Origin of the sequence: Micromonospora solifontis, from assembly GCF_003725545.1 — a bacterium.
In the GTDB taxonomy this organism is placed as follows: Bacteria; Actinomycetota; Actinomycetes; order Mycobacteriales; family Micromonosporaceae; genus Micromonospora; species Micromonospora solifontis.
On the sequence record NZ_RJLN01000046.1, the window covers coordinates 1 to 18,632 of the forward strand.

Consider the following 18,632-nt stretch of genomic DNA (forward strand, 5'->3'; position numbering starts at 1 on the left):
CGCGGTACCAGACCGTGACGTCGGTGGGGACGGCGTCGCCGTCGAGCGGGGCGCTGGACACCAGCACCTCGGCGTCCGCCGGCAGCGGCACCGGCTCCGCGCCGAAGTTGGTCAGCACGGTGAGCTCCCGGTTGGTGAAGATGAGCACCTCGTCGCCGGAGGAGAGCCAGCGCAGCGGACCCCGGGCCAGACCGTGCTCGCGCCGCAGCCGCAGCGCGGTCCGGTACAGCTCGTACGTCGAGCCGGGCACCCCGCGCTGCCGGTCGAGGGCGTACTCGGCCCAGCTCGGGGGCTGGGGGAGCCAGCTGGCGTCGGTCGGCCCGAAGCCGTACGAGGGGGCGTCCGCCTCCCACGGGATCGGCACCCGGCAGCCGTCCCGGCCGCGCTGGGTGTGGCCGCTGCGCTCCCAGGTCGGGTCCTGCCGGGCCTCGTCGGGGAGCGTGGTGTGCTCGGGCAGCCCCAGCTCCTCGCCCTGGTAGAGGTAGGCCGAGCCGGGCAGGGCGAGCATCAGCAGGCTGGCCGCCCGGGCGCGGCGCAGGCCGAGCGCGGCGTCCGGCTGCGGGTCGCCGATGCCGATGCCGTTCGGCCGGCCGCCGCTGATCGGCAGGCCGAGGCGGGAGGCGTGCCGGACCACGTCGTGGTTGGAGAGCACCCAGGTGGTGGGAGCGCCGACCGAGTCGGTGGCCTCCAGGGAGCGGGTGATCACCGCGTACTGGGCCGGGGCGGTCCAGGAGGCGAGCAGGTACTCGAAGTTGAAGGCCTGGTGCATCTCGTCCGGCCGGACGTAGCGGGCCAGCCGCTCGGCCGGCTCCACCCAGGCCTCGGCCACCAGGATCCGGTCGCCGTCGTACGAGTCGAGCAGCCGCCGCCACTCGCGGTAGATCTCGTGCACGCCGTCCTGATCCCACATGGGCGGGCGCGGCTTGTCGACCTCCGCACCGGAGAGGATCTCCGGTTGCTCCTGCCAGTCGGCCAGGTCGGCCTGCTTGATCAGCCCGTGCGCCACGTCCACCCGGAAGCCGTCCACGCCCCGGTCCAGCCAGAACCGGAGGATGTCCAGGAACTCGGCGCGGACCTCGGGGTTGTCCCAGTTCAGGTCCGGCTGGCCGGGGTCGAACAGGTGCAGGTACCACTGGCCGTCGGGCAGCCGGGTCCAGGCGGGGCCGCCGAAGACGCTCTGCCAGTCGTTCGGCGGCTCGGCGCCCTGGGGGCCCTTGCCGTCGCGGAAGACGTAGCGCTGCCGCTCCGGGCTGCCCGGCCCGGCGGCGAGGGCGGCCTGGAACCAGCGGTGCCGCGACGAGGTGTGGTTCGGCACCAGGTCGACGATCACCCGCAGCCCGCGCGCCTTCGCCTCGGCGATCATCTTGTCGGCGTCGGCGAGGGTGCCGAAGAGCGGGTCGACGTCCCGGTAGTCGGCCACGTCGTAGCCGGCGTCGGCCTGTGGTGAGGGGTAGAACGGCGACAGCCAGACCGCGTCGACCCCCAGCTCGGTGAGGTGGCCGAGGCGGGCGGTGATGCCGGGGAGGTCACCGATGCCGTCGCCGTTCGAGTCGGCGTACGAGCGCGGGTAGATCTGGTAGATGACGGCCTCGGTCCACCAGCCGGTGGCCGGGTCGTGCTGCGTCGCGTCGGTGTTCAGCGCCTTCTCCCTGTCGTGCGTACGGGATGAATCCGTTCAGTTTGCCCGGGGCGGTGCGGTCGACTCCCGTACCACCAGGCGAGTGGGCAGGATCACGGACGGGGCCGGCGTGCCGCCGCCCGGATCGGCGCCGCGGGGCGCGGGCACCAGACCGGCGTACGGTTCCGCGGCGCGGACGCCGAGCGGGTCGAGCAGGATCCGGGCGGCGAGCTGCCCCTGCTCCGCCGCGGGCTGGGCGATGGTGCTCAGGCCGAGCACCCCGGCCAGGTCGTGGTCGTCGACCCCGATCACGCTGACGTCCTGCGGCACCCGCAGCCCGGCGTCGCGCAGCGCGGTCATCGCGCCCATCGCCATCTCGTCGCAGGCCGCGAAGATCGCCGTCGGCGGCTCACCCCGGGCCAGCAGCTCGGTGGCGGCCTGGATGCCGCCGTCGATGGTGAACTGGGACTCGACGTCCAGGCTCGGGTCGGGGCGGATCCCGGCCCCGCGCAGCGCCTCCTGGTAGCCGCGCCGGCGGTCCAGGTGGGTGGTGAAGGCGAGTTCGTCGTCCGGGTCGCCGGAGATGTGCGCGATCCGGGTGTGGCCGAGGTCGAGCAGGTGCCGGGTGGCGGTCCGCGCCGCGGCCACGTCGTCGATGCGGACGCACGGCCAGCCGGGGACCCCGCTGCCGGAGCTGATCGTCACGCCGGGCAGCTCCAGCTTGGTCAGCGCGGTCACGTCGGCCGGGCGCAGCGGGGTCGCGACCAGGATGATCGCGTCGACCCGCTTGTGCAGGCTGGCCGTCCGCAGCACCCGCCGCCGGGTCTGCTCCCGCCCGCCGAGGTTGTAGAGCAGCAGGTCGTAGCCGTTGTCGTGGAGGTGGTTCTCGACCTCCTCCACGACCGTGGCGAAGAACCAGCGGGTGATCCGGGGGACCACCACCGCCACCGTGCCGGTCTTCCCGCCGGCCAGCCGCGATGCGCTCGGCGACACCGCGTACTGGAGTTGCTCGGCGGCGGCCAGCACCCGCCGCCGGGTGGCGGCCGAGACCGTCGGCAGGCCGCGCAGCGCCCGCGAGACGGTGGCCGTGGAGACCCCGGCCAGCCGGGCGACGTCGTCAATCCTGGTCATCGCTGTTCCCCGCTCCGACCCCGGTCCGCCGCCGCCGGGTGTCGGCGGCGGCGGAGCAGCGGGTCAGCCCTTGACGCTGCCGGCGAGCAGGCCCCGCACGAAGAAGCGCTGGAGGGACAGGAACACGATCAGCGGGACGACGATCGACACGAACGCGCCGGCCGTCAGCCGCTGCCACTCGTTGCCCCGGGTACCGGCCATCTCGGCGAGCCGGACGGTCAGCGGGGCCGTGTCGCTGGTGCCGCCCGCGAAGATGAGCGCGACCAGCAGGTCGTTCCAGACCCAGAGGAACTGGAAGATGCCGAACGCGGCCAGCGCGGGCGTGATCAGCGGCAGCACGATGGTGCGGAAGATCTTCGGGTGGGTGGCCCCGTCGACCCGGGCCGCCTCCATCAGATCCCCCGGGAGTTGCGCGATGAAGTTGTGCAGCAGGTACACGGCGAACGGCAGGGCGAAGCAGGTGTGCGCGAACCACACCTGGGCGAACTTCTGCTCGTCCACCAGGTCCCAGGCCGGGAGCACCTGGACGCCGGCGACGGTGACGCCGGTGGAGAAGAACTTCAGCAGCGGCACCAGGGCCATCTGCAGCGGGACGATCTGCAACGCGAAGATCGCGATGTAGAGCCAGTCCCGCCCCTTGAAGTTGATCCAGGCCAGCGCGTACGCGGCCAGCGCCGCGAACGCCGTCGGGAAGAGCACCGACGGGATGGTGATCGCCAGCGAGTTGATGAAGTAGCTGGCGAGCTGCCCGGAGGACGAGGAGCTGCTGAACAGCACCTCCTGGTAGTTCTCGAAGGTGAACTGCGGGTCGGTGAAGAAGGTCCACCAACCCGTGGTCTTGATCTGGTTCTCGGGCCGGAACGACGAGATGAACAGGCCGAAGGTCGGGACCGTCCAGAGCAGCGCGAGGATGATCGAGACCAGGGTGGCCGTACGGCTGTTCAGGCGCTTGCGGACGCGGCCGGCCCGGGTGGTCTTCTTCGCGGTGGCCTGGACGCCGGCTCCGACGGTGGGCGTGGCGGTGGTCATCTCAGCCCTCCCGCTGCTTACGCAGGTTGCGGATCTGGTAGATCACGATCGGGGTCACCAGGATGAAGAGGAAGACCGCCAGAGCCGAGCCCTGCCCGGGCTCGCCGTAGCGGAACGCCTGGTTGTACATCTCGTTCGCGATCACGCTGGTGTCGTAGTTTCCGTTGGTGGCGGTCCGGACGATGTCGAAGACCTTGAGCGTGGCGATGGAGATGGTCACCACCACCACGATCAGCGCCGGCCGGATGCTCGGCATGGTGATCCGCCAGAACATCTGCCAGGGGGTCACCCCGTCCAGCCGGGCCGCCTCGACGATGTCGGCGGGGATGGCCTTGATGGCGGCGGAAAGCACGACCATCGCGAAGCCGGCCTGGATCCAGATCATGATCACGATCAGCAGGAAGGTGTTCAGCGGTGAGTCGAGCAGCCACTGCTTGGGCTCGCCGCCGAGGCTGACCACGATCTGGTTGAGCAGGCCGATCTGCTCCTGCTCCTCGCCCCGGAACGCGTAGACGAACTTCCAGATGATGGTGGCGCCGACGAACGAGATCGCCATCGGCAGGAAGATCAGGGACTTGGCGAGCGACTCGAGCCGGGCCCGGTCCACCAGCACCGCGTAGATCAGGCCGAACGCGGTGGCGACCAGCGGCACCAGGAGCACCCAGATCAGCGTGTTGGTCAGCACCCGGACGATCGAGGGCTCGGAGAACATCCAGCCGTAGTTGCGCAGGCCCACCCAGTTGGCGCTGTCCTTGTCCATGAGCGAGAGCACGGTGGTGCGGATCGCCGGCACCACCAGCCCGACGATGAGGAACAGCAGCGTGGGCAGCAGGAAGAAGAGCGCGAAGAGGCCCTCCCGCGGCTTGCGCCGCCGGGGCGGCGGGGCGCCGCCGGCCGAGGCGGCGACCAGCTGCGCCTCCCGGCGGCGGGCGAACCAGGCCGGCACCACGTCGAGGAGCAGGAGCAGGCCGCCCACCACCGCGACGAAAGCGATCAGCCCGTACATCAGCATGAGGAACTTCGGCTGTTCCTCCGCGAAGTCGAACTCCATCGACCCTCCTTCAAGGGTTCGGTCGAGGGCGGTGGCCCGGCCCGCGTCGCGGACCGGGCCACCGCCTCAGATCACTTCCAGCTGCTCTCGATGCCGTTCAGCACCGTGGTGGTGTCCTTGCCGTTGATCCAGTCGACCATGCCCTTCCAGAAGGTGCCCGCGCCGACCGCGGCCGGCATCAGGTCCGAGCCGTCGAAGCGGAAGACGGTCTTCGGGTCCTGGAGGATCTGGACGGAGAGCTTGTCCACCGGGTTGGGGACGTTGTTCAGGTCGAGCTTCTTGTTCGCCGACACCCAGTCGCCGATCTTGGCGCGGCTGTTGGCGTACTCGCCGGAGGCCAGGTAGGTCTGCACCGCCTGGACCTCGGGACGGTCGGCGAAGGCCGTGACGAACTCGCCACCGCCCAGCACCGGCTTGCCCTTGGCCGGGTCGACGGCCGGGAAGTAGAACGCGAAGACGTCGCCGTCCTCGGCCACCTTGGTGCCCTGCGGCCACTGGTTGGCGTAGAAGGACGCCTGCCGGTGCAGGGCGCACTTGCCGGTGGTGATCGGCGTGCCGGCCTCCTGGAAGGAGGTGGTGGCGATGCTCTTCACGCCGCCGAAGCCGCCGTTGACGTACTTGTCGTTCTTGAGGATGGTGCCGGCCTTGTTGACCGCGTCGGCGACCTTCGGGTCGTTGAACGGGATGCCGTGGGTGGTCCACTGGTCGTAGACCTCGGGACCAGCCGTACGCAGCATCAGGTCCTCGATCCAGTCGGTGGCCGGCCAGCCGGTGGCGTCACCGGACTCGATGCCGGCGCACCACGGCTTGGTGCCGCTGGCCGCGATCTGGTCGCTGAGCTTGATCAGGTCGTCCCAGGTCTGGGGGACCTGCCAGCCCTTCTCCTTGAAGGTCTTCGGCGAGTACCACACGAAGGACTTCACGTTGGAGCCCAGCGGCGCGCCGTAGAACTTGCCGTCGACGGTGCTGTACTTCAGCCAGTCGGGGGAGTAGTTCTGCTCCGCCATGGCCTTGGTGTCGGCGCCGGCCGGCTTGAGCTTGCCCGCGTCGGCGAACCGCTTGAGCAGACCCGGCTGCGGGATGAAGGCCAGGTCGGGGGCGTTGCCGCCGTCCACCCGGACACCCAGCTGGGCCTCGAACTCGCCGGAGCCCTCGTGGTCGATCTTGATGCCGGTGCAGTCCTCGAACTGCTTCCAGGACTGCGCGAGGCGGTCGGCCTCGATGTCCCGGATCGACGAGTAGATCGTCACCTTCTTGCCGTCGTGGCCCTGGTACTTCTCGTAAGGGGCGCACTCGGGGGAGCTCGCCTTGCTGCTGCTCTTCTTGTCGTTGCCGGTGCCACAGGCGGTGACGCCGAGCGCCAGCCCCAGAACGCCGGCGATCGCGAGAGCCTGGCGCGATCTGGCAAACGCCATGCCGATCTCCTTCCTACCCGGCGCGTGGGGAGTATCGAACCCGCGCCGGTCCGATGGTCGTCCCCACATGTAAGCGCTTGCATCCCGTCGGGTCCAGCCCCTACCGGACACGGCCAGGTAACAATCCCGAAACCCGCTCACCGGCCGTGGGTGCGCTCCCATGGTCCGCTGGCCCCACCTGCGGAAAGCCCGCTTCCCAACGGTGGAACTTTCTGTCACGCTGTCCGCATCGGATCGAAAAGATTCAACATAGGAGGCAGTGGATGCGTAAGCGGTGGCTCAGCCTCGCGGCCGTGGGCGCGGTCCTCGCGGCGATCCTGGTGCCGGCGACCCCGGCCATGGCGGCTCCGACCTTCAAGGTCCCGTTCCCCTGCAACCAGTCCTGGTCCGGCCAGACCCGGTCCGACCACAGCCCGGCCTACGCCATCGACTTCAACCGCACCGACGACCTCGGCGACCCGGTGGTGGCCAGCGCGCCCGGCACGGTGGACCGGGTGACCGACCTCGGCGGCACGAGCTACGGCAAGTACGTCCGGATCGACCACGGCAACGGCTACACCACCTACTACGCCCACCTGGGCGCCTTCAACGTCTCGGTCGGCCAGACCGTCGGCTACGGCAAGGTGATCGGGTACGTGGGCAGCACCGGCGGTTCCACCGGCCCGCACCTGCACTACGAGCAGCGACTCAACGGCAACGACATCCAGGCCCGGTTCAACGGGGCGCTCGCCCTCTACTGGGGCACCAAGACGTACACCAGCGACAACGGCTGCTCCGGCACGAACTACGGCACGGGGACCGTGAACACCACCTCCGGGGTGAGCCTCACGGTCCGTTCCGGCCCGGGCACCGGCTACAGCGCGGTGGGCTCGGTCGCCGACGGCGCCACCGTCACGATCTACTGCCAGACCAGCGGCACCAGCGTCACCGGCACCTACGGCACCAGTTCGATCTGGGACCGGATCGGCACCGGCAGGTACGTCTCCGACGCCTACGTCTACACCGGCTACGACGGCTACATCCCCTCCGTCCCCCGCTGCTGACCCCACCCCACCCCCGGTCCTCCGTCGATCATGAAGTTGGCGGCACTTCAGGAGATCCACACCGCCGTCAACTTCATGATCGACGCGGATGGGCGGGGGGTGGGTGGGGTGGGTGGGTTGGGGTGGGGGGTGGGTGGGTGGGGTTAGGGGTTGAGGCGGCAGATGGCCAGGTTGAGGGCGCCGGCGAAGGTGACCCAGGCCCAGTAGGGGAGCAGCAGGCCGGCGGCGGGGGCGGAGATCCGGCGGAACCGGTCCACGGTCACCCCGATGGCCAGCCACATCAGCACCAGCTCGGCGAGGGCCAGCCCGTACCGCCCGGCGGCGAAGAACAGCGGGGTCCAGAGCGCGTTCAGCGCGAGTTGGACGACCCAGGCCCAGAGCGCCGGCCCCCAGCCGACCCGCCGCCAGACCAGCCAGCCGGCGGCGGCGATCAGCGCGTAGAGGACGGTCCAGACCGGGCCGAAGAGCCAGGCCGGGGGCGCCCAGGCGGGCTGTTCGAGGCCGGCGTACCGCTGTTCGGCGTTCCGCGCGGCGAGCCCGCCGACGGCCGCCGCGACGGTCACCGCCGCGCCGAAGCCGAGCAGGGCCAGCCACTTCCGTCCCCGGCCCAGCCGGCGCACGGTTCCCGAGATGGTCATGGCATCGGATGCCCGCCGCTCGACCGGACAAACCGCCTGGAACGTGAAACGCCGGGGCCGCCGGGTCCGGAGGGTTCCTGTCTGGGAGGACGGAACTCCGGGCCCGACGACCCCGGCGGGTCAGGGGGTACGAGGATGACGCGGATCAGGTGAAGATGCTGACGCCGCCCGGCCCCACGAGCAGGCCGATGATGATGAGGACGATGCCCCACAGGATCTGCCGCCGGAAGAGCGCGAGAATGCCGGCGACCACCAGTACGACTGCGAGAATCCAAAGAAGCAAGCTCAACATGCGGTCATCAATACCCTTCGTCGTCGTTGTCAAACCTCATGATCGGTCGAGGTGGTCGCCCAGGTGGAAGATGCTGTACGCCTGCTTGATGACCGGGTGGGCGACGTTGCGGACCCGGACACCACCCGGGGTGGTACCGCGCTCGGTGCCGTGGTGCGCGTGCCCGTGCAGGGCCAGCGCGGTGGGCGCCGAGTCGATCGCCTGCCCGAGCTGATAGCAGCCGAGGAACGGGTAGATCTCCAGCGGTTCGCCGGCGAGCGTGTCCGGCACCGGGGAGTAGTGGGTCAGCGCGACCAGCAGGTCGCAGTCGAGGCCGAGTAGCGCCGCACCCAGCGCGTCCGCGCTCTCCTTCGTGGTCTGGACGAACGCCTTCATCTCGGGTTCGCCGAAGTCGCTGGCGCAGCGCCCGGCGAACCCGCCGCCGAAGCCCTTCACGCCGGCCACACCGAGCCGGCCGCCGGCGCACTCCAGCACGATCCCGGTCCCCTCCAGGACGGTGATGCCCACGTCCTCCAGCACCTTGACCACCTGCGGCACCTGGTCGCACTGGTGGTCGTGGTTGCCCAGCACGGTGATCACCGGTACGCCGAGGTTGCCGAACTCCTGCGCCACGCACCGCGCCTCCGCCTCGGTGCCGTGCCGGGTCAGGTCGCCGGCGAGCAGCAGCACGTCCGCGCAGTCGGGGAGTTCCTCCAGCGCCGGCCGGAACCGGCCGACCACGTCCTCGTCCAGGTGCACGTCTCCGACGGCCGCGATCCGGATCACGAGCGAACCTCCCTCACGGCAGCTCCTCGACCTGGCTGGGGGCCTGGGTGCGGGTCACCCCGATGTCGCTGGTGATGGGCACGTCGGGAAAGCGCTCGGCCACCCGACGCAGGATCTCCTCGCGCCGGTGCGGGCTCTCCACCTCGCCGTAGAGCACCAGGCCGCGTTCCCGCCGGACCACGGTGATGCCCTGTTCGGCGACGGACGGGTCCTCGGCCAGCATGCTCTGGATCTCCGCCTCGACGTACTCGTCGGGCGGGGCGTCGCCGTGGTGTGCGGTCACGGGGTCTCCCTTTCTGCGGTCGCGCCGTCGGGCAGCACGTCCAGCCGGTCGAGCAGCACCAGGAACGCCTCCGCGTACGGCGAGTGCTGCGTCTCCTTCCGTACCCGTTCCCAGTCGATCTGTTCCCGCAGCGAACGGGCCAGCGGCAGGGCGCGGGCGAAGTCGCAGTAGTGCTGGGAGAAGCTGAGCAGCTTGTGCACCATGAGCTGGCTGGCCGAGAGCACCGGCATGTGGATCGCGTCGACCGGCCGGACGATCGTGTCGGCGAAGGTCTCCTCGGTCACCGGGGTCTCGATCGGCCGGTGGATCAGGTCCACCATGCGCCCCTCGTCGTAGACCTTGACCAGCCAGTCCTCGGGCGGGCGCTCGGCGGTGAAGCCGGCCTCGACCAGTGCCTCCAGGGCCCGGTCCACGTCCTGCTCGCGGATCAGGAAGTCCACGTCGTGTTCGCTGGAGTGGCCGCCGTGGGCGTACACGGCGAAGCTGCCGCCGAGCGCGAAGGGGATCTCGGACTGCTTGAGCACGGCGGCGACCTTCTTCAGGGTGTGCACCAGGGTCTCGTCCCCGCGCTCGGCCATCTGGGTCTCCCGTCGTCGTGGGTGGCGGTGGGAATGAAGTTGCGTACCCGGCGAACCGTTCGGCCACACCTGTGGCCGCCGCAGCCGGGGCGGGACAGGCGCATAAGCGGACAAAACGGCGACGAAGAGCGCTGGTCCGCTAGCCTCGCAGAGGTGGCCAGGTCACTGCGGGTGCGGCGCGGCAGGGCCCGACTGCGCGCCGTCGCCCTGATCGGCATCGATGGTTCGGGCAAGACCACCCAGGCGCACCGGCTCGCCGAGGCGCTCACCGCCGCCGGCCACCCCGCCACCTACCACCGCAACGCCGGCGGCCGGCGCTGGCTCGGTCGGGTCGCCCAGCGGCTCGGCCGGCCCGACCCCCAACGCCTGATCGGCCGGGACGGCCTGCTCGCGGTCGAGTCCGTGCTCCGCTGGCTCGCCATCGCACTGGCGTTGCTGAGCTGCCTGGTCACCGGCCGTACGGCCGTGATGGACCGCTACGCCGCCTGTCAGTACGCCAGCATCCGCGCGCACGGCGGGCAACGCTGGGAGCGGCTGGCCCGGGCCGGCTACCGGGTCTTTCCCGCGCCCCGGGTCACCATCCTGCTCGCCGTCGACCCGGCCGAGGCGTACCGGCGGATCGAGCGGCGCGGCACCGACCACGAGAGCATGCGCTGGCTCACCGCCGCTGCCACCGCCTACCGGACCCTCCCGGAGTACGCCGGCTTCGTGGTGGTGGACGCGAACGGCTCGCCCGAGGAGGTGTCCCGCCGGATCCGCGCCCACCTGACCGAGTGGTTCCCCGGCGAGCCGCCGGCGGCCACCGACAGCGCGCCGCCGCCCGCGGGGCGGGACGGGCCGGTCGCGGCTCAGGCCCGGCCGTAGACCGGGATGCTCGCGCCGCTGGTCGGCGCGGACTCGTCGGAGGCCAGGAAGCGGATCACCGCGGCGATCTCGGCGGGCGGGACCCAGCGCCGGTGGTCGGCCTCCGGCTGGGCGGCCCGGTTGGCCGGGGTGTCGATGACGCTGGGCAGCACCGTGTTGCAGCGCACCCCACGCTGCCGGTACTCGACCGCGACCGCGTTGGCGAAGGCGAGCACCGCGGCCTTGGCCGTGGCGTAGCCGGCCGCGCCGGGGAAGGGGGCCACCGCCGCGCGGGCCGAGACGCAGACCACCGCACCGCCGCCGGCCGCCACCAGGTGCGGCAGCGCCGCCTGGGTGACCAGGTACGTCGGGCGCAGGTTGATCCGCAGCATCCGGTCGAACTCCTCGACCGGGGTCTCGTGCACCAGCCCGCCGCTGGCGTACCCGCCGACGAGGTTGACCACCGCGCGCAGCGGGGCCGCCGGCTCGGCGGTGGCCGCCGCGACGGCCCGCGCCACCCCCTCCGGATCCAGCAGGTCCGCCGTCACCGGGACCCGCCCGGCCGTCGCGGCCGTCGGTCCGCCGCCCTCCCGTTCCGGTACGACCACCCGCCAGCCGGCCTTCAGGAAGGCGGCGGTGACCGCGCCACCGAGCCCGCCTGTGCCTCCGGTCACCAGCACCGTGCGTTCCGCCATGGCCACACGCTAGCCGCCCGACCGGTGGCCCGGTGACCGGGGCGCCATCCGGCCTGGTCGATGCCGTACCAACCCGGGGGCGGCCGGTCGGACCGGCCGTCCGGCGACCCGGACCGGCCGTCCGGCCGGTGTCAGGTGCACGACTGCCGGCCCCGACGGGTGGGCCGGCGCGGCGGAGTCGACCGGACCGGAGGAGGCGGCCGGGCTGCGGGAATGAGACCCTTGCCGGGTGGGAGCCGCACGGAAGGCGGTACTTTTCCCGATACGCGCCGTCATGGTTGACGGTCACGCCTCGTGAAAGTAAGTTTCATCCGTGGCGAAGAGTCCGAAGATTTCTGTGAGTCACGAGCCCGGTGGACTGATCGTCCACATCAGTGGCCTGCTCCCGTCGCTGTCCCCGGCCGAGCAGCGGGTGGCCCGGCTGGTCGTCGCCGACCCGGCGGACGCCGCCCGGCGCACCATCACCGACCTCGCCACCGCCGCCGAGACCTCGGAGGCCACCGTCATCCGGTTCTGCCGGTCGGTCGGCATGGACGGCTACCCCCAGCTGCGGATCCGGCTCGCCGCCGAGGCCGCGCGCCGGGTCGAGCCGCCGGACGCCCGGGTGGTCGGCGGTGACATCCCGCCGGGCGCCGACCTCGCGCAGATCATCGCGACCATCGCGTTCAACGACGCCCGCGCCGTCGAGGAGACCGCCGAGCAGCTCGACCCGGCGGTCTGCGAGCGGGTGGTCGAGGCGATCGCAGCGGCCGGCCGGATCGACGTCTACGGCGCCGGCGCCAGCGGCTTCGTCGCCTCCGACTTCCAGCAGAAGCTGCACCGGATCGGCCGGACCGCCTTCTACTTCCCGGACGTGCACACCGCGCTGACCTCCGCCGCCCTGCTCGGCCGGGGCGACGTCGCGGTCGGCATCTCGCACACCGGCACCACCTCCGACGTCATCGAGGTGCTGGAGCAGGCCCGGGCCCGGGGCGCCACCACGGTGGCGCTGACCAACTTCCCCCGGTCGCCGATCACCGAGGTGGCCGACCACGTGCTCACCACCGCCGCCCGGGAGACCACCTACCGGTCCGGCGCGATGGCCAGCCGGCTGGCCCAGCTCACCGTGGTCGACTGCCTTTTCGTCGGGGTGGCGGCGCGCAGCCGGGCCAAGGCGAGGAAGGCGTTGGAGGTGACGGCCGAGGCGGTCCAGTCGCACCGGGTCGGCTCCGGCCGGAGGCGGGGATGACGGCGGGCCGGGTGGAGCCGGACGAGATGGCCGACCCGCGACCCGTGGTCCGGGTGGGCGCGCCCACCGAGCGACGCAACCCGCACAGCGTCGACCTCGACCTGATGTCGACGCGTGACGTGCTCACCGTCATCAACGAGGCGGACCGGCGGGTGCCCGCCGCGGTGGCCGCGGTCCTCGACGAGATCGCGGAGACCGTCGACCTGGCGGTGGCCGCGCTGCGCGGCGGGCACCGGGTGCACTACTTCGGCGCCGGCACCTCCGGCCGGCTCGGGGTGCTGGACGCCGCCGAACTCGCCCCCACCTTCAACTCGCCGCGGCACTGGTTCTGCGCCCACCTCGCGGGTGGGCCGGAGGCGATGTGGCGGGCCGTCGAGGACGCCGAGGACGACGAGCGCGGCGGGTCCGCCGAGGCCGTCGAGTGCGTACGCCCCGGCGACCTGGTGGTCGGTCTGGCGGCCAGCGGGCGCACCCCGTACGTCCTGGGGGCGCTCGACGCGTCCCGCGCCCAGGGGGCCTCGACCGTGCTGCTCTGCGCCAATCCGGAGGCCGAGGCCGCCTCGTCGGTGGACGTCTTCATCGGGGTGGACACCGGACCCGAGGTGGTCACCGGGTCGACCCGGATGAAGGCGGGCACCGCGCAGAAGTTGGTGCTCAACACCTTCTCCACGGCCGTCATGGTGCGCCTCGGGCGGGTCTACTCGAACCTCATGATCGACATGGTGGCCACCAACGCCAAGCTGCGCGGCCGGATGATCTCGATCCTGATGGAGGCCACCGGCTGCGCCGAGGAGATCTGCCGGGCGGCCCTGCACGAGGCCGACGGCGACCTCAAGACCGCCCTGGTCGCGCTGGTCTCCGGCGCCGAGGTGTCCGCCGCCCGGGCCGCGCTGGCCCGCTCCTCCGACCAGGTACGCGGCGCCCTGGCCCTGCTCGCCTCCTGACCGTCCCGCGCCGCCCGCACTCCGCCGGCGGGGTTTCGCACCCGCGTCCGGACCGTCGCCCGCATCCACGCCCCGAGTGCGACGCGTATCACGGCGGGGAGGGGACGTCTCCCGCGCTGCGGATTGTTCAAGGAGGCGTGGGGTAATCCTCACCCGTGGCTGAACCGACCGGTCCACGGACGCGTATCTGGCAGTGACCAGGATCGCAATGGCGCGGTGACGCGGGTCGTTGTGTTCATGGATTTCGCAATGGTGCGATTCCATGGGCGGGCGTTGATTCCGCTGCTCCTGCGCCCTGTCCCACGGGGCGTACGGGAGCCACCCGAGCAGGGGTCCTGACAGCGAACATGGACCGGGCTCTCAGCTACTACTCAGGCATTCGTGACAGTTTCGACTCACGACATGGAATCCCCGACGCGTCTCATCTGTTGTGTAGGTGTCAGCACCTACGGGCACAGCGGAGGTTACGGGGAGGGCTGATGAACGTGGGGATGGCAAGGAACCGGGCAACCGGCGTGAGCGAGGGGACCGTGGCAATCGTGGACAAGAACATCGGCATGCGTACCGACGAGGTCGCCGAGGAGCGGGACCTGGTCGGCGTCTACCTGCACGAGATCTCCCGGACGCCGCTGCTGGACGCCGCCAAGGAGGTCGACCTCTCCAAGGCGATCGAGGCCGGCCTCTACGCCGAGCACCTGCTCGACTCCGACCGCGTCCCGGCCGGCGTGGACCGGGAGGATCTGGAGCGGCTGGTCGTCGAGGGTGAGCGCGCGAAGGACCTGTTCATCCGCGCCAACCTGCGACTGGTCGTGTCGATCGCCCGTCGCTACGTGCGCTCGGGCATGCCCATGCTGGACCTGATCCAGGAGGGCAACACCGGCCTGGTCCGGGCGGTCGAGAAGTTCGACTACGAGCGCGGCTACAAGTTCTCCACCTACGCGACCTGGTGGATCCGCCAGGCCATCAGCCGGGCGATCGCCCAGCAGGAGCGGACGGTGCGGCTGCCCGTGCACCTGGTCGAGGACGTCAACCGGATGCGGAACGTGGCCCGCCAGCTCACCCGTGAGCTGGGCAGCGACCCGGAGCCGGAGCAGATCGCGGCGGCGCTCGGCGTGACCGTCGAGCGGGTCAACGAGCTGGTCCGCTGGTCGCAGGACACGGTCTCGCTGGACACCCCGGTCGGCGACGACGGCGACACCAACCTCGGCGACCTGGTCGCCGACAGCGACGCCCCGTCGCCGGAGGAGATCGTCCTCACCGGGCTGGAGCGGCAGCGGATCGAGGGCCTGCTCAACCACCTCGACGACCGTTCGGCCGGCATCATGCGGGCCCGGTACGGCCTCGAGGACGGGCGGGAGCACTCGCTGACCGAGGTCGCGTCGAGGTTCTCGCTCTCCCGGGAGCGGATCCGCCAGCTGGAGATCCAGGCCCTCGGCCGGCTCCGCGAGCTGGCCCGCGCCGAGGGGCTGCAGGCGGCCTGAGCTGGTAGTAATGGACACAACGAACGGCCGGCGTCCGATAGGGGGACGCCGGCCGTTCGCCGTATCGAGGGTCAGCGGACCCGGCCGTAGCCCTGGATCGACATGATGTCGATGCCCCGCTTGTTGACGTTGCGGCCCGCGCTGGGCGCGTCGATGATCTGCCCGCTGCCCACGTAGATCGCCACGTGCCCCAGGCCCGAATAGAAGACCAGGTCGCCGGGTTTCAGCGAGCCGCGGCTGATCCGGGCGGTGGCGTCCCACTGCATCGCCGCGTTGTGCGGCAGCGACTTCCCGGCCGCCCGCCAGGCCGCCAGGGTGAGCCCCGAGCAGTCGTAACCGCTGGGCCCGTCGGCACCGTAGACGTACGGCTTGCCGATCGCCCCGTACGCGTACCGCACCGCCGTCCCGGCCGAACCGGAGATGTTCGGCGCGCTGGCGGTGGACTTCGTCGGCGCCTCGGTGGCCCGGCCGTACGCCTGCCGCCGGAGCTGGTAGAGCCGGGCGAGGTCCGCCTCGATCTTCTTCTTGCCCGCGACGAGCTGCTTGGCCTGGGCGGCCTGCCGAGCCAGGGTGGTGTCCAGCCGGGTCTTCTGGTCGATCAGCGTGCGCTGGTTCTCGGTGAAGCCGTCGATCGTCGCCTGGCGCTGCCGGGTCAACTGGTCCAGGGCGCCCAGCCGCTCGGGCAGGGAGGTCGACGCGCCCGGCTCCAGCAGCGCCTGCGCGGTCCGCAGCCCACCGGTCTTGTACGCGGTCACGGCGAGGTGGCCGACCTCGGCGCGGCTCTGCTCGGTCTGTGCCTGCAACGGGCCGATCCGGGTCTGCAGCGTGGCCGCGGTGGCCTTGTTGGCCTTGATCTCCTCGTTGAGCTTGTTGTAGGACTCGACGATTCGCTCCAGCTCAGTCGAGGACTTCTCGATCTGCTTCGTCAGCTCGGCGGGCGTGGGCTGGGCCCGGGCCACCGACGCCGGGGCGATGAGCGCGGCCGAGAGGCCGGCGACCGCCAACGTGCGCAGCAGAATCCGTAAGGACGACAAGAGCGGAAAGCTCCTCTCCCACGGTCGCCGGGCCCGTGGTGCGCCCCGGCGACACCGGCCCGGGGCCATCCGGCTGGATGGCGGTCGACCGGACCGGCCTGCACAACCTAACCCGAGACGGGAGTGTGCGGGAGTTGAAGCAGGGGCGAATGTTGGCAAAGTGCCAGAAAGTGAAACTGGTGACGGTGACGCTTCGTGATGGGGATGCCGGCGCGAGGTGGTGGGCCGACCGCCGGATGGGCGGTTGGTGAGGCTGGCCCGATTCGTCGTTCTAGACAGATGTCGCCATGACCCGCAACACAAAAGGCCGATAAAAGTGAAATGAACGCTGTTTTCCGGCGGGATTCGCCCGGGGACGCGTCTGGCGGCCGGGTAATCGCCCGGTTCGGGTGGCGCGTGCGCCACACAATGGAGCGCGGAGCCGGGAATCCCGCCATTCGGTATCGGCGCAGCTCACCGGTGGCGCGGACGCCCGGCTCGCGATCCCCTGGAGGACGCCGTGCAGACCGATGGCTCCACCGCCCGCCCGCCCCGGGCCGCCAACCCGACCCTCCTCTACGCCCGTCCCGGCATCGTGGTCACCGCCGAACGCTTCACGGTCGGCCGGGCCAGCTGGCCGGTCGCCGAACTCACCCAGGTCTGGACCACCCGTGGCCCGCACGACCGGCTCGCCCTGCAGGCGGTCGGGGTGAGCGGTGCCCTGATCGGCGCGGTCGGGGTGCTGCTCGGGTTCACCGGCGGGTTGCAGCGGCTCACCGCGGCCGCGTACCTGATGCTCGGCGTGGTCGGCCTGCTGCCCGTGCTGCTGGTGCTGATCGGCGACCGCTGGCGGCCGCCCGCGTACGAGCTGTGGGGGCGGCACAAGGGCACCGAGGTGCTCCTGTTCAGCAGCGACGACGAGCGGCAGTTCGGCCAGGTCGCCCGGGCCCTGCGGCGGGCCCGGGAGGGCGTGCGCCTGGGCGGCTGGGAGGACCCGCTGGCCTCGGCCGGGGTGTGGCGGCCGAACCGGTGAGTCAGCCGGCGACCGGTTCCGGGGTCCGGGGCCGGCCCGCGTCGGCCAGCCAGTGGCTCACCCGGCGCTCGGCGTAGAACGAGACGAACGGCACCGTCCCGGCGAGCATCACCAGCAGCATCCGCTTCAGCGGCCAGTCGGCCCGCCGCGACAGGTCGAAGGTGAGCGCCAGATAGATCATGTAGAGCCAGCCGTGCGCGGTGCCGACCACGGCCACCACGGTCGGGCTGTCGAAGAAGTACTTCAACGGCATGCCGATCAGGACCAGCACCGCCAGCGCCACGCCCACGATCCAGGCGATCACGCGGTACCGGGTAAGGGCTCCGCCCACCGTCGTCCGTCCTTCCGAAGCCGGCGTCAGCCGGGGTAGTCGCCAGGCCTGGCGCCCGGGTTGGCGTTCAACCATGACAGGTAGCGGTTGTATTCGGCGAGGTCGCCGTCCTCGGCCCCGTCGACCGGGGCGGCCGGCACGCGGCTGACCCGCACAGGTCGGCGTACCGCCGGGGTGGCGGCGTCCGGCTCGGGCCCGCCGGTCGCCGGCGGCGCCGGGGCGGCCGGCTGCCCGGGCGTGCCCCGCAGCGTGTGCCGCACCTCGCGCCACCAGACGAAGATCACGAAGCCGGCGAAGACCGGCCACTCGATGGCGTATCCGAAGCTGAGGCTGTTGCCCCCGGCGGCCCGGGTGACCTGCCACCAGCCGAGCCCGAGGAAACCCACGACCAGCACGACCATGGCCACGTGGCGCACGATCCACGCCGGTGTCCAGAGCCGCTTCATGACATCGAGGGTACCGGGGCCGGCGCCCGTCTCCGACGCGGTGTCGTAGGTGGCGGGGTTTGGTGGCACCCCCGGTGGGCAACCGTCTAGACGCCAGCCCGAACGAGACGAGGGGGCGACGATGACCGAATCAGTACGCCGGGACGCCAGCCCGGAGCAGCGGATGCCCGAGTGGGACGGCGACCACGCCCGGACCGACCCGGTGAGCGGCGACGTCGACGGCGAGCTGCTCGGCGTGGACCCGGCCGAACTGGGCGACGAGGACCTGATCCGGGAGATGCACAGCCTGCACCGGACCCGGCTGGACACCCTGCGGCACGCCACCGATTCGGCGCTCGCCAACCACCTGCGCCGCACCGCAGAGCTGGAGACCGAGTACCTCGCCCGGCACCCCGGCCGGGAGGTCGACCCGAGCCGGCTGCGGGACGCCTGATGGGCAGCCACGCTGAGCGCGGCATGTCCGCGCCGCCCGAGGTGGTGTTCAACACCGCCACCGACCCCCACCGGGCGGCCGCCTGGCTGCCCGAACCGCTGCGGCACGGCGGTACGCAGCAGGTGGAGGTCGTCGACGCGGAGGAGATGCGGGCCCGCTGGAGCTGCCGGGCCGACGGCTGGACGGCCGACATCGACGTCGAGCCGGCCGACGCCGGCGGCGCCCGGGTGCGGCTGGACCTGTCCGGCGCCGACCACGGGATGGCCGACGAGATCCTGACCAACCTCGCCCGCGAGGTGGCCGACAACCTGACCGCCGGCTGAGCCGGCTCCGCGACGAGAA

22 protein-coding genes are annotated in these 18,632 nt (G+C 71.6%); 8 read left to right on the plus strand and 14 right to left on the minus strand.

The genetic code is table 11. The features are described from left to right. The 5 genes from EFE23_RS16825 to EFE23_RS16845 all read right to left on the minus strand — a co-directional run. On the minus strand, positions 1-1,639 hold a 1,639-nt coding region (locus EFE23_RS16825), incomplete at its 3' end, for a glycoside hydrolase family 13 protein (RefSeq protein WP_148058462.1). Positions 1,640-1,675: 36 nt separating this feature from the next. Further along, on the minus strand, positions 1,676-2,749 hold the full coding sequence (locus EFE23_RS16830) for a LacI family DNA-binding transcriptional regulator (RefSeq protein WP_123241884.1): 1,074 nt from the start codon (positions 2,747-2,749) through the stop codon (positions 1,676-1,678). 63 nt (positions 2,750-2,812) lie between these two features. Then, positions 2,813-3,778: a carbohydrate ABC transporter permease gene (locus EFE23_RS16835; protein WP_123241885.1), complete on the minus strand. Its 966-nt coding sequence runs from the start codon at positions 3,776-3,778 to the stop codon at positions 2,813-2,815. A 1-nt stretch (position 3,779) separates the two neighbouring features. After that, a complete protein-coding gene (locus tag EFE23_RS16840) occupies positions 3,780-4,829 on the minus strand; it encodes a carbohydrate ABC transporter permease (protein ID WP_123241886.1) in 1,050 nt (349 codons plus the stop codon). 71 nt (positions 4,830-4,900) lie between these two features. Then, positions 4,901-6,244 (minus strand): ABC transporter substrate-binding protein, encoded by a 1,344-nt coding sequence (locus tag EFE23_RS16845; protein WP_123241887.1) that lies wholly within the window; start codon positions 6,242-6,244, stop codon positions 4,901-4,903. 263 nt (positions 6,245-6,507) lie between these two features. On the opposite strand from EFE23_RS16845, the gene EFE23_RS16850 reads away from it, so the two are divergent. Continuing rightward, complete coding sequence (locus EFE23_RS16850) at positions 6,508-7,287, plus strand: M23 family metallopeptidase (RefSeq protein ID WP_123241888.1); 780 nt, start codon at positions 6,508-6,510, stop codon at positions 7,285-7,287. A 143-nt stretch (positions 7,288-7,430) separates the two neighbouring features. Here the strand turns inward: EFE23_RS16850 and EFE23_RS16855 are convergent, their stop codons facing one another. From EFE23_RS16855 to EFE23_RS16870, 5 genes are all read right to left on the minus strand, one after another. Then, positions 7,431-7,925, minus strand: coding sequence for a TspO/MBR family protein (locus EFE23_RS16855; protein WP_123241889.1), 495 nt, complete (start codon positions 7,923-7,925; stop codon positions 7,431-7,433). Between the two features lie 145 nt (positions 7,926-8,070). Beyond that, positions 8,071-8,214, minus strand: coding sequence for a GPGG-motif small membrane protein (locus EFE23_RS28205; protein ID WP_233601029.1), 144 nt, complete (start codon positions 8,212-8,214; stop codon positions 8,071-8,073). A gap of 39 nt (positions 8,215-8,253) precedes the next feature. Then, complete coding sequence (locus tag EFE23_RS16860) at positions 8,254-8,982, minus strand: metallophosphoesterase family protein (protein ID WP_123241890.1); 729 nt, start codon at positions 8,980-8,982, stop codon at positions 8,254-8,256. 13 nt (positions 8,983-8,995) lie between these two features. Beyond that, positions 8,996-9,205, minus strand: coding sequence for a hypothetical protein (locus tag EFE23_RS16865; RefSeq protein ID WP_204335527.1), 210 nt, complete (start codon positions 9,203-9,205; stop codon positions 8,996-8,998). A gap of 56 nt (positions 9,206-9,261) precedes the next feature. Further along, entirely contained in the window at positions 9,262-9,912 is a 651-nt protein-coding gene (locus EFE23_RS16870) for a nucleotidyltransferase (RefSeq protein ID WP_255421147.1), read from the minus strand. An 84-nt stretch (positions 9,913-9,996) separates the two neighbouring features. Between EFE23_RS16870 and EFE23_RS16875 the strand changes: the two genes are divergently transcribed. Beyond that, positions 9,997-10,707, plus strand: coding sequence for a dTMP kinase (locus EFE23_RS16875; RefSeq protein WP_123241893.1), 711 nt, complete (start codon positions 9,997-9,999; stop codon positions 10,705-10,707). On the opposite strand, the gene EFE23_RS16880 is transcribed toward EFE23_RS16875, so the two are convergent. Then, positions 10,692-11,381 carry an SDR family NAD(P)-dependent oxidoreductase gene (locus EFE23_RS16880; RefSeq protein WP_123241929.1) on the minus strand — a complete coding sequence of 230 codons (690 nt, stop codon included), beginning with the start codon at positions 11,379-11,381 and terminating at the stop codon, positions 10,692-10,694. The genes EFE23_RS16875 and EFE23_RS16880 overlap by 16 nt on opposite strands. Positions 11,382-11,694: 313 nt before the next feature. Here EFE23_RS16880 and EFE23_RS16885 point away from each other — a divergent pair, with 313 nt between their 5' ends. The 3 genes from EFE23_RS16885 (at position 11,695) to EFE23_RS16895 (ending at position 15,034) form a co-directional block, all read left to right on the plus strand. Then, positions 11,695-12,609: a MurR/RpiR family transcriptional regulator gene (locus tag EFE23_RS16885; protein WP_123241894.1), complete on the plus strand. Its 915-nt coding sequence runs from the start codon at positions 11,695-11,697 to the stop codon at positions 12,607-12,609. Continuing rightward, the gene (gene murQ, locus EFE23_RS16890; RefSeq protein ID WP_123241895.1) at positions 12,606-13,553 is read left to right on the plus strand and encodes an N-acetylmuramic acid 6-phosphate etherase; all 948 of its coding nucleotides are present in this window, start codon (positions 12,606-12,608) and stop codon (positions 13,551-13,553) included. Before EFE23_RS16885 ends, murQ begins: the two co-directional genes overlap by 4 nt. A gap of 491 nt (positions 13,554-14,044) precedes the next feature. Continuing rightward, positions 14,045-15,034, plus strand: a complete 990-nt coding sequence (locus tag EFE23_RS16895) for a sigma-70 family RNA polymerase sigma factor (protein ID WP_199737113.1) — start codon at positions 14,045-14,047, stop codon at positions 15,032-15,034. Positions 15,035-15,105: 71 nt separating this feature from the next. Here EFE23_RS16895 and EFE23_RS16900 read toward each other — a convergent pair whose 3' ends face one another. Then, positions 15,106-16,068, minus strand: coding sequence for a C40 family peptidase (locus tag EFE23_RS16900; protein WP_123241897.1), 963 nt, complete (start codon positions 16,066-16,068; stop codon positions 15,106-15,108). 499 nt (positions 16,069-16,567) lie between these two features. Here EFE23_RS16900 and EFE23_RS16905 point away from each other — a divergent pair, with 499 nt between their 5' ends. Next, entirely contained in the window at positions 16,568-17,080 is a 513-nt protein-coding gene (locus EFE23_RS16905) for a DUF6232 family protein (RefSeq protein WP_123241898.1), read from the plus strand. 1 nt (position 17,081) lies between these two features. Here EFE23_RS16905 and EFE23_RS16910 read toward each other — a convergent pair whose 3' ends face one another. After that, positions 17,082-17,411, minus strand: coding sequence for a DUF3817 domain-containing protein (locus EFE23_RS16910; protein ID WP_123241899.1), 330 nt, complete (start codon positions 17,409-17,411; stop codon positions 17,082-17,084). A 26-nt stretch (positions 17,412-17,437) separates the two neighbouring features. After that, the gene (locus tag EFE23_RS16915; RefSeq protein WP_123241930.1) at positions 17,438-17,857 is read right to left on the minus strand and encodes a hypothetical protein; all 420 of its coding nucleotides are present in this window, start codon (positions 17,855-17,857) and stop codon (positions 17,438-17,440) included. A 121-nt stretch (positions 17,858-17,978) separates the two neighbouring features. On the opposite strand from EFE23_RS16915, the gene EFE23_RS16920 reads away from it, so the two are divergent. Together EFE23_RS16920 and EFE23_RS16925 are read left to right on the plus strand one after the other, a co-directional pair. Beyond that, positions 17,979-18,290, plus strand: a complete 312-nt coding sequence (locus tag EFE23_RS16920) for a DUF6158 family protein (RefSeq protein ID WP_123241900.1) — start codon at positions 17,979-17,981, stop codon at positions 18,288-18,290. Next, complete coding sequence (locus EFE23_RS16925; protein ID WP_123241901.1) at positions 18,290-18,613, plus strand: SRPBCC family protein; 324 nt, start codon at positions 18,290-18,292, stop codon at positions 18,611-18,613. The genes EFE23_RS16920 and EFE23_RS16925 overlap by 1 nt, the downstream gene beginning before the upstream one ends. The last annotated feature ends 19 nt before the right edge of the window (positions 18,614-18,632 follow it).

Coding starts and splice junctions, on each gene's coding strand:
- EFE23_RS16850 (WP_123241888.1), top strand. CDS start 6,508: ATGCGTAAGCGGTGGCTCAGCCTCGCGGCCGTGGGCGCGGTCCTCGCG.
- EFE23_RS16925 (WP_123241901.1), top strand. CDS start 18,290: ATGGGCAGCCACGCTGAGCGCGGCATGTCCGCGCCGCCCGAGGTGGTG.
- EFE23_RS16895 (WP_199737113.1), top strand. CDS start 14,045: ATGGCAAGGAACCGGGCAACCGGCGTGAGCGAGGGGACCGTGGCAATC.
- EFE23_RS16920 (WP_123241900.1), top strand. CDS start 17,979: ATGACCGAATCAGTACGCCGGGACGCCAGCCCGGAGCAGCGGATGCCC.
- EFE23_RS16840 (WP_123241886.1), bottom strand. CDS start 4,829: ATGGAGTTCGACTTCGCGGAGGAACAGCCGAAGTTCCTCATGCTGATG.
- EFE23_RS16865 (WP_204335527.1), bottom strand. CDS start 9,205: ATGCTGGCCGAGGACCCGTCCGTCGCCGAACAGGGCATCACCGTGGTC.
- murQ (WP_123241895.1), top strand. CDS start 12,606: ATGACGGCGGGCCGGGTGGAGCCGGACGAGATGGCCGACCCGCGACCC.
- EFE23_RS16835 (WP_123241885.1), bottom strand. CDS start 3,778: ATGACCACCGCCACGCCCACCGTCGGAGCCGGCGTCCAGGCCACCGCG.
- EFE23_RS16855 (WP_123241889.1), bottom strand. CDS start 7,925: ATGACCATCTCGGGAACCGTGCGCCGGCTGGGCCGGGGACGGAAGTGG.
- EFE23_RS16880 (WP_123241929.1), bottom strand. CDS start 11,381: ATGGCGGAACGCACGGTGCTGGTGACCGGAGGCACAGGCGGGCTCGGT.
- EFE23_RS16830 (WP_123241884.1), bottom strand. CDS start 2,749: ATGACCAGGATTGACGACGTCGCCCGGCTGGCCGGGGTCTCCACGGCC.
- EFE23_RS16915 (WP_123241930.1), bottom strand. CDS start 17,857: ATGAAGCGGCTCTGGACACCGGCGTGGATCGTGCGCCACGTGGCCATG.
- EFE23_RS16845 (WP_123241887.1), bottom strand. CDS start 6,244: ATGGCGTTTGCCAGATCGCGCCAGGCTCTCGCGATCGCCGGCGTTCTG.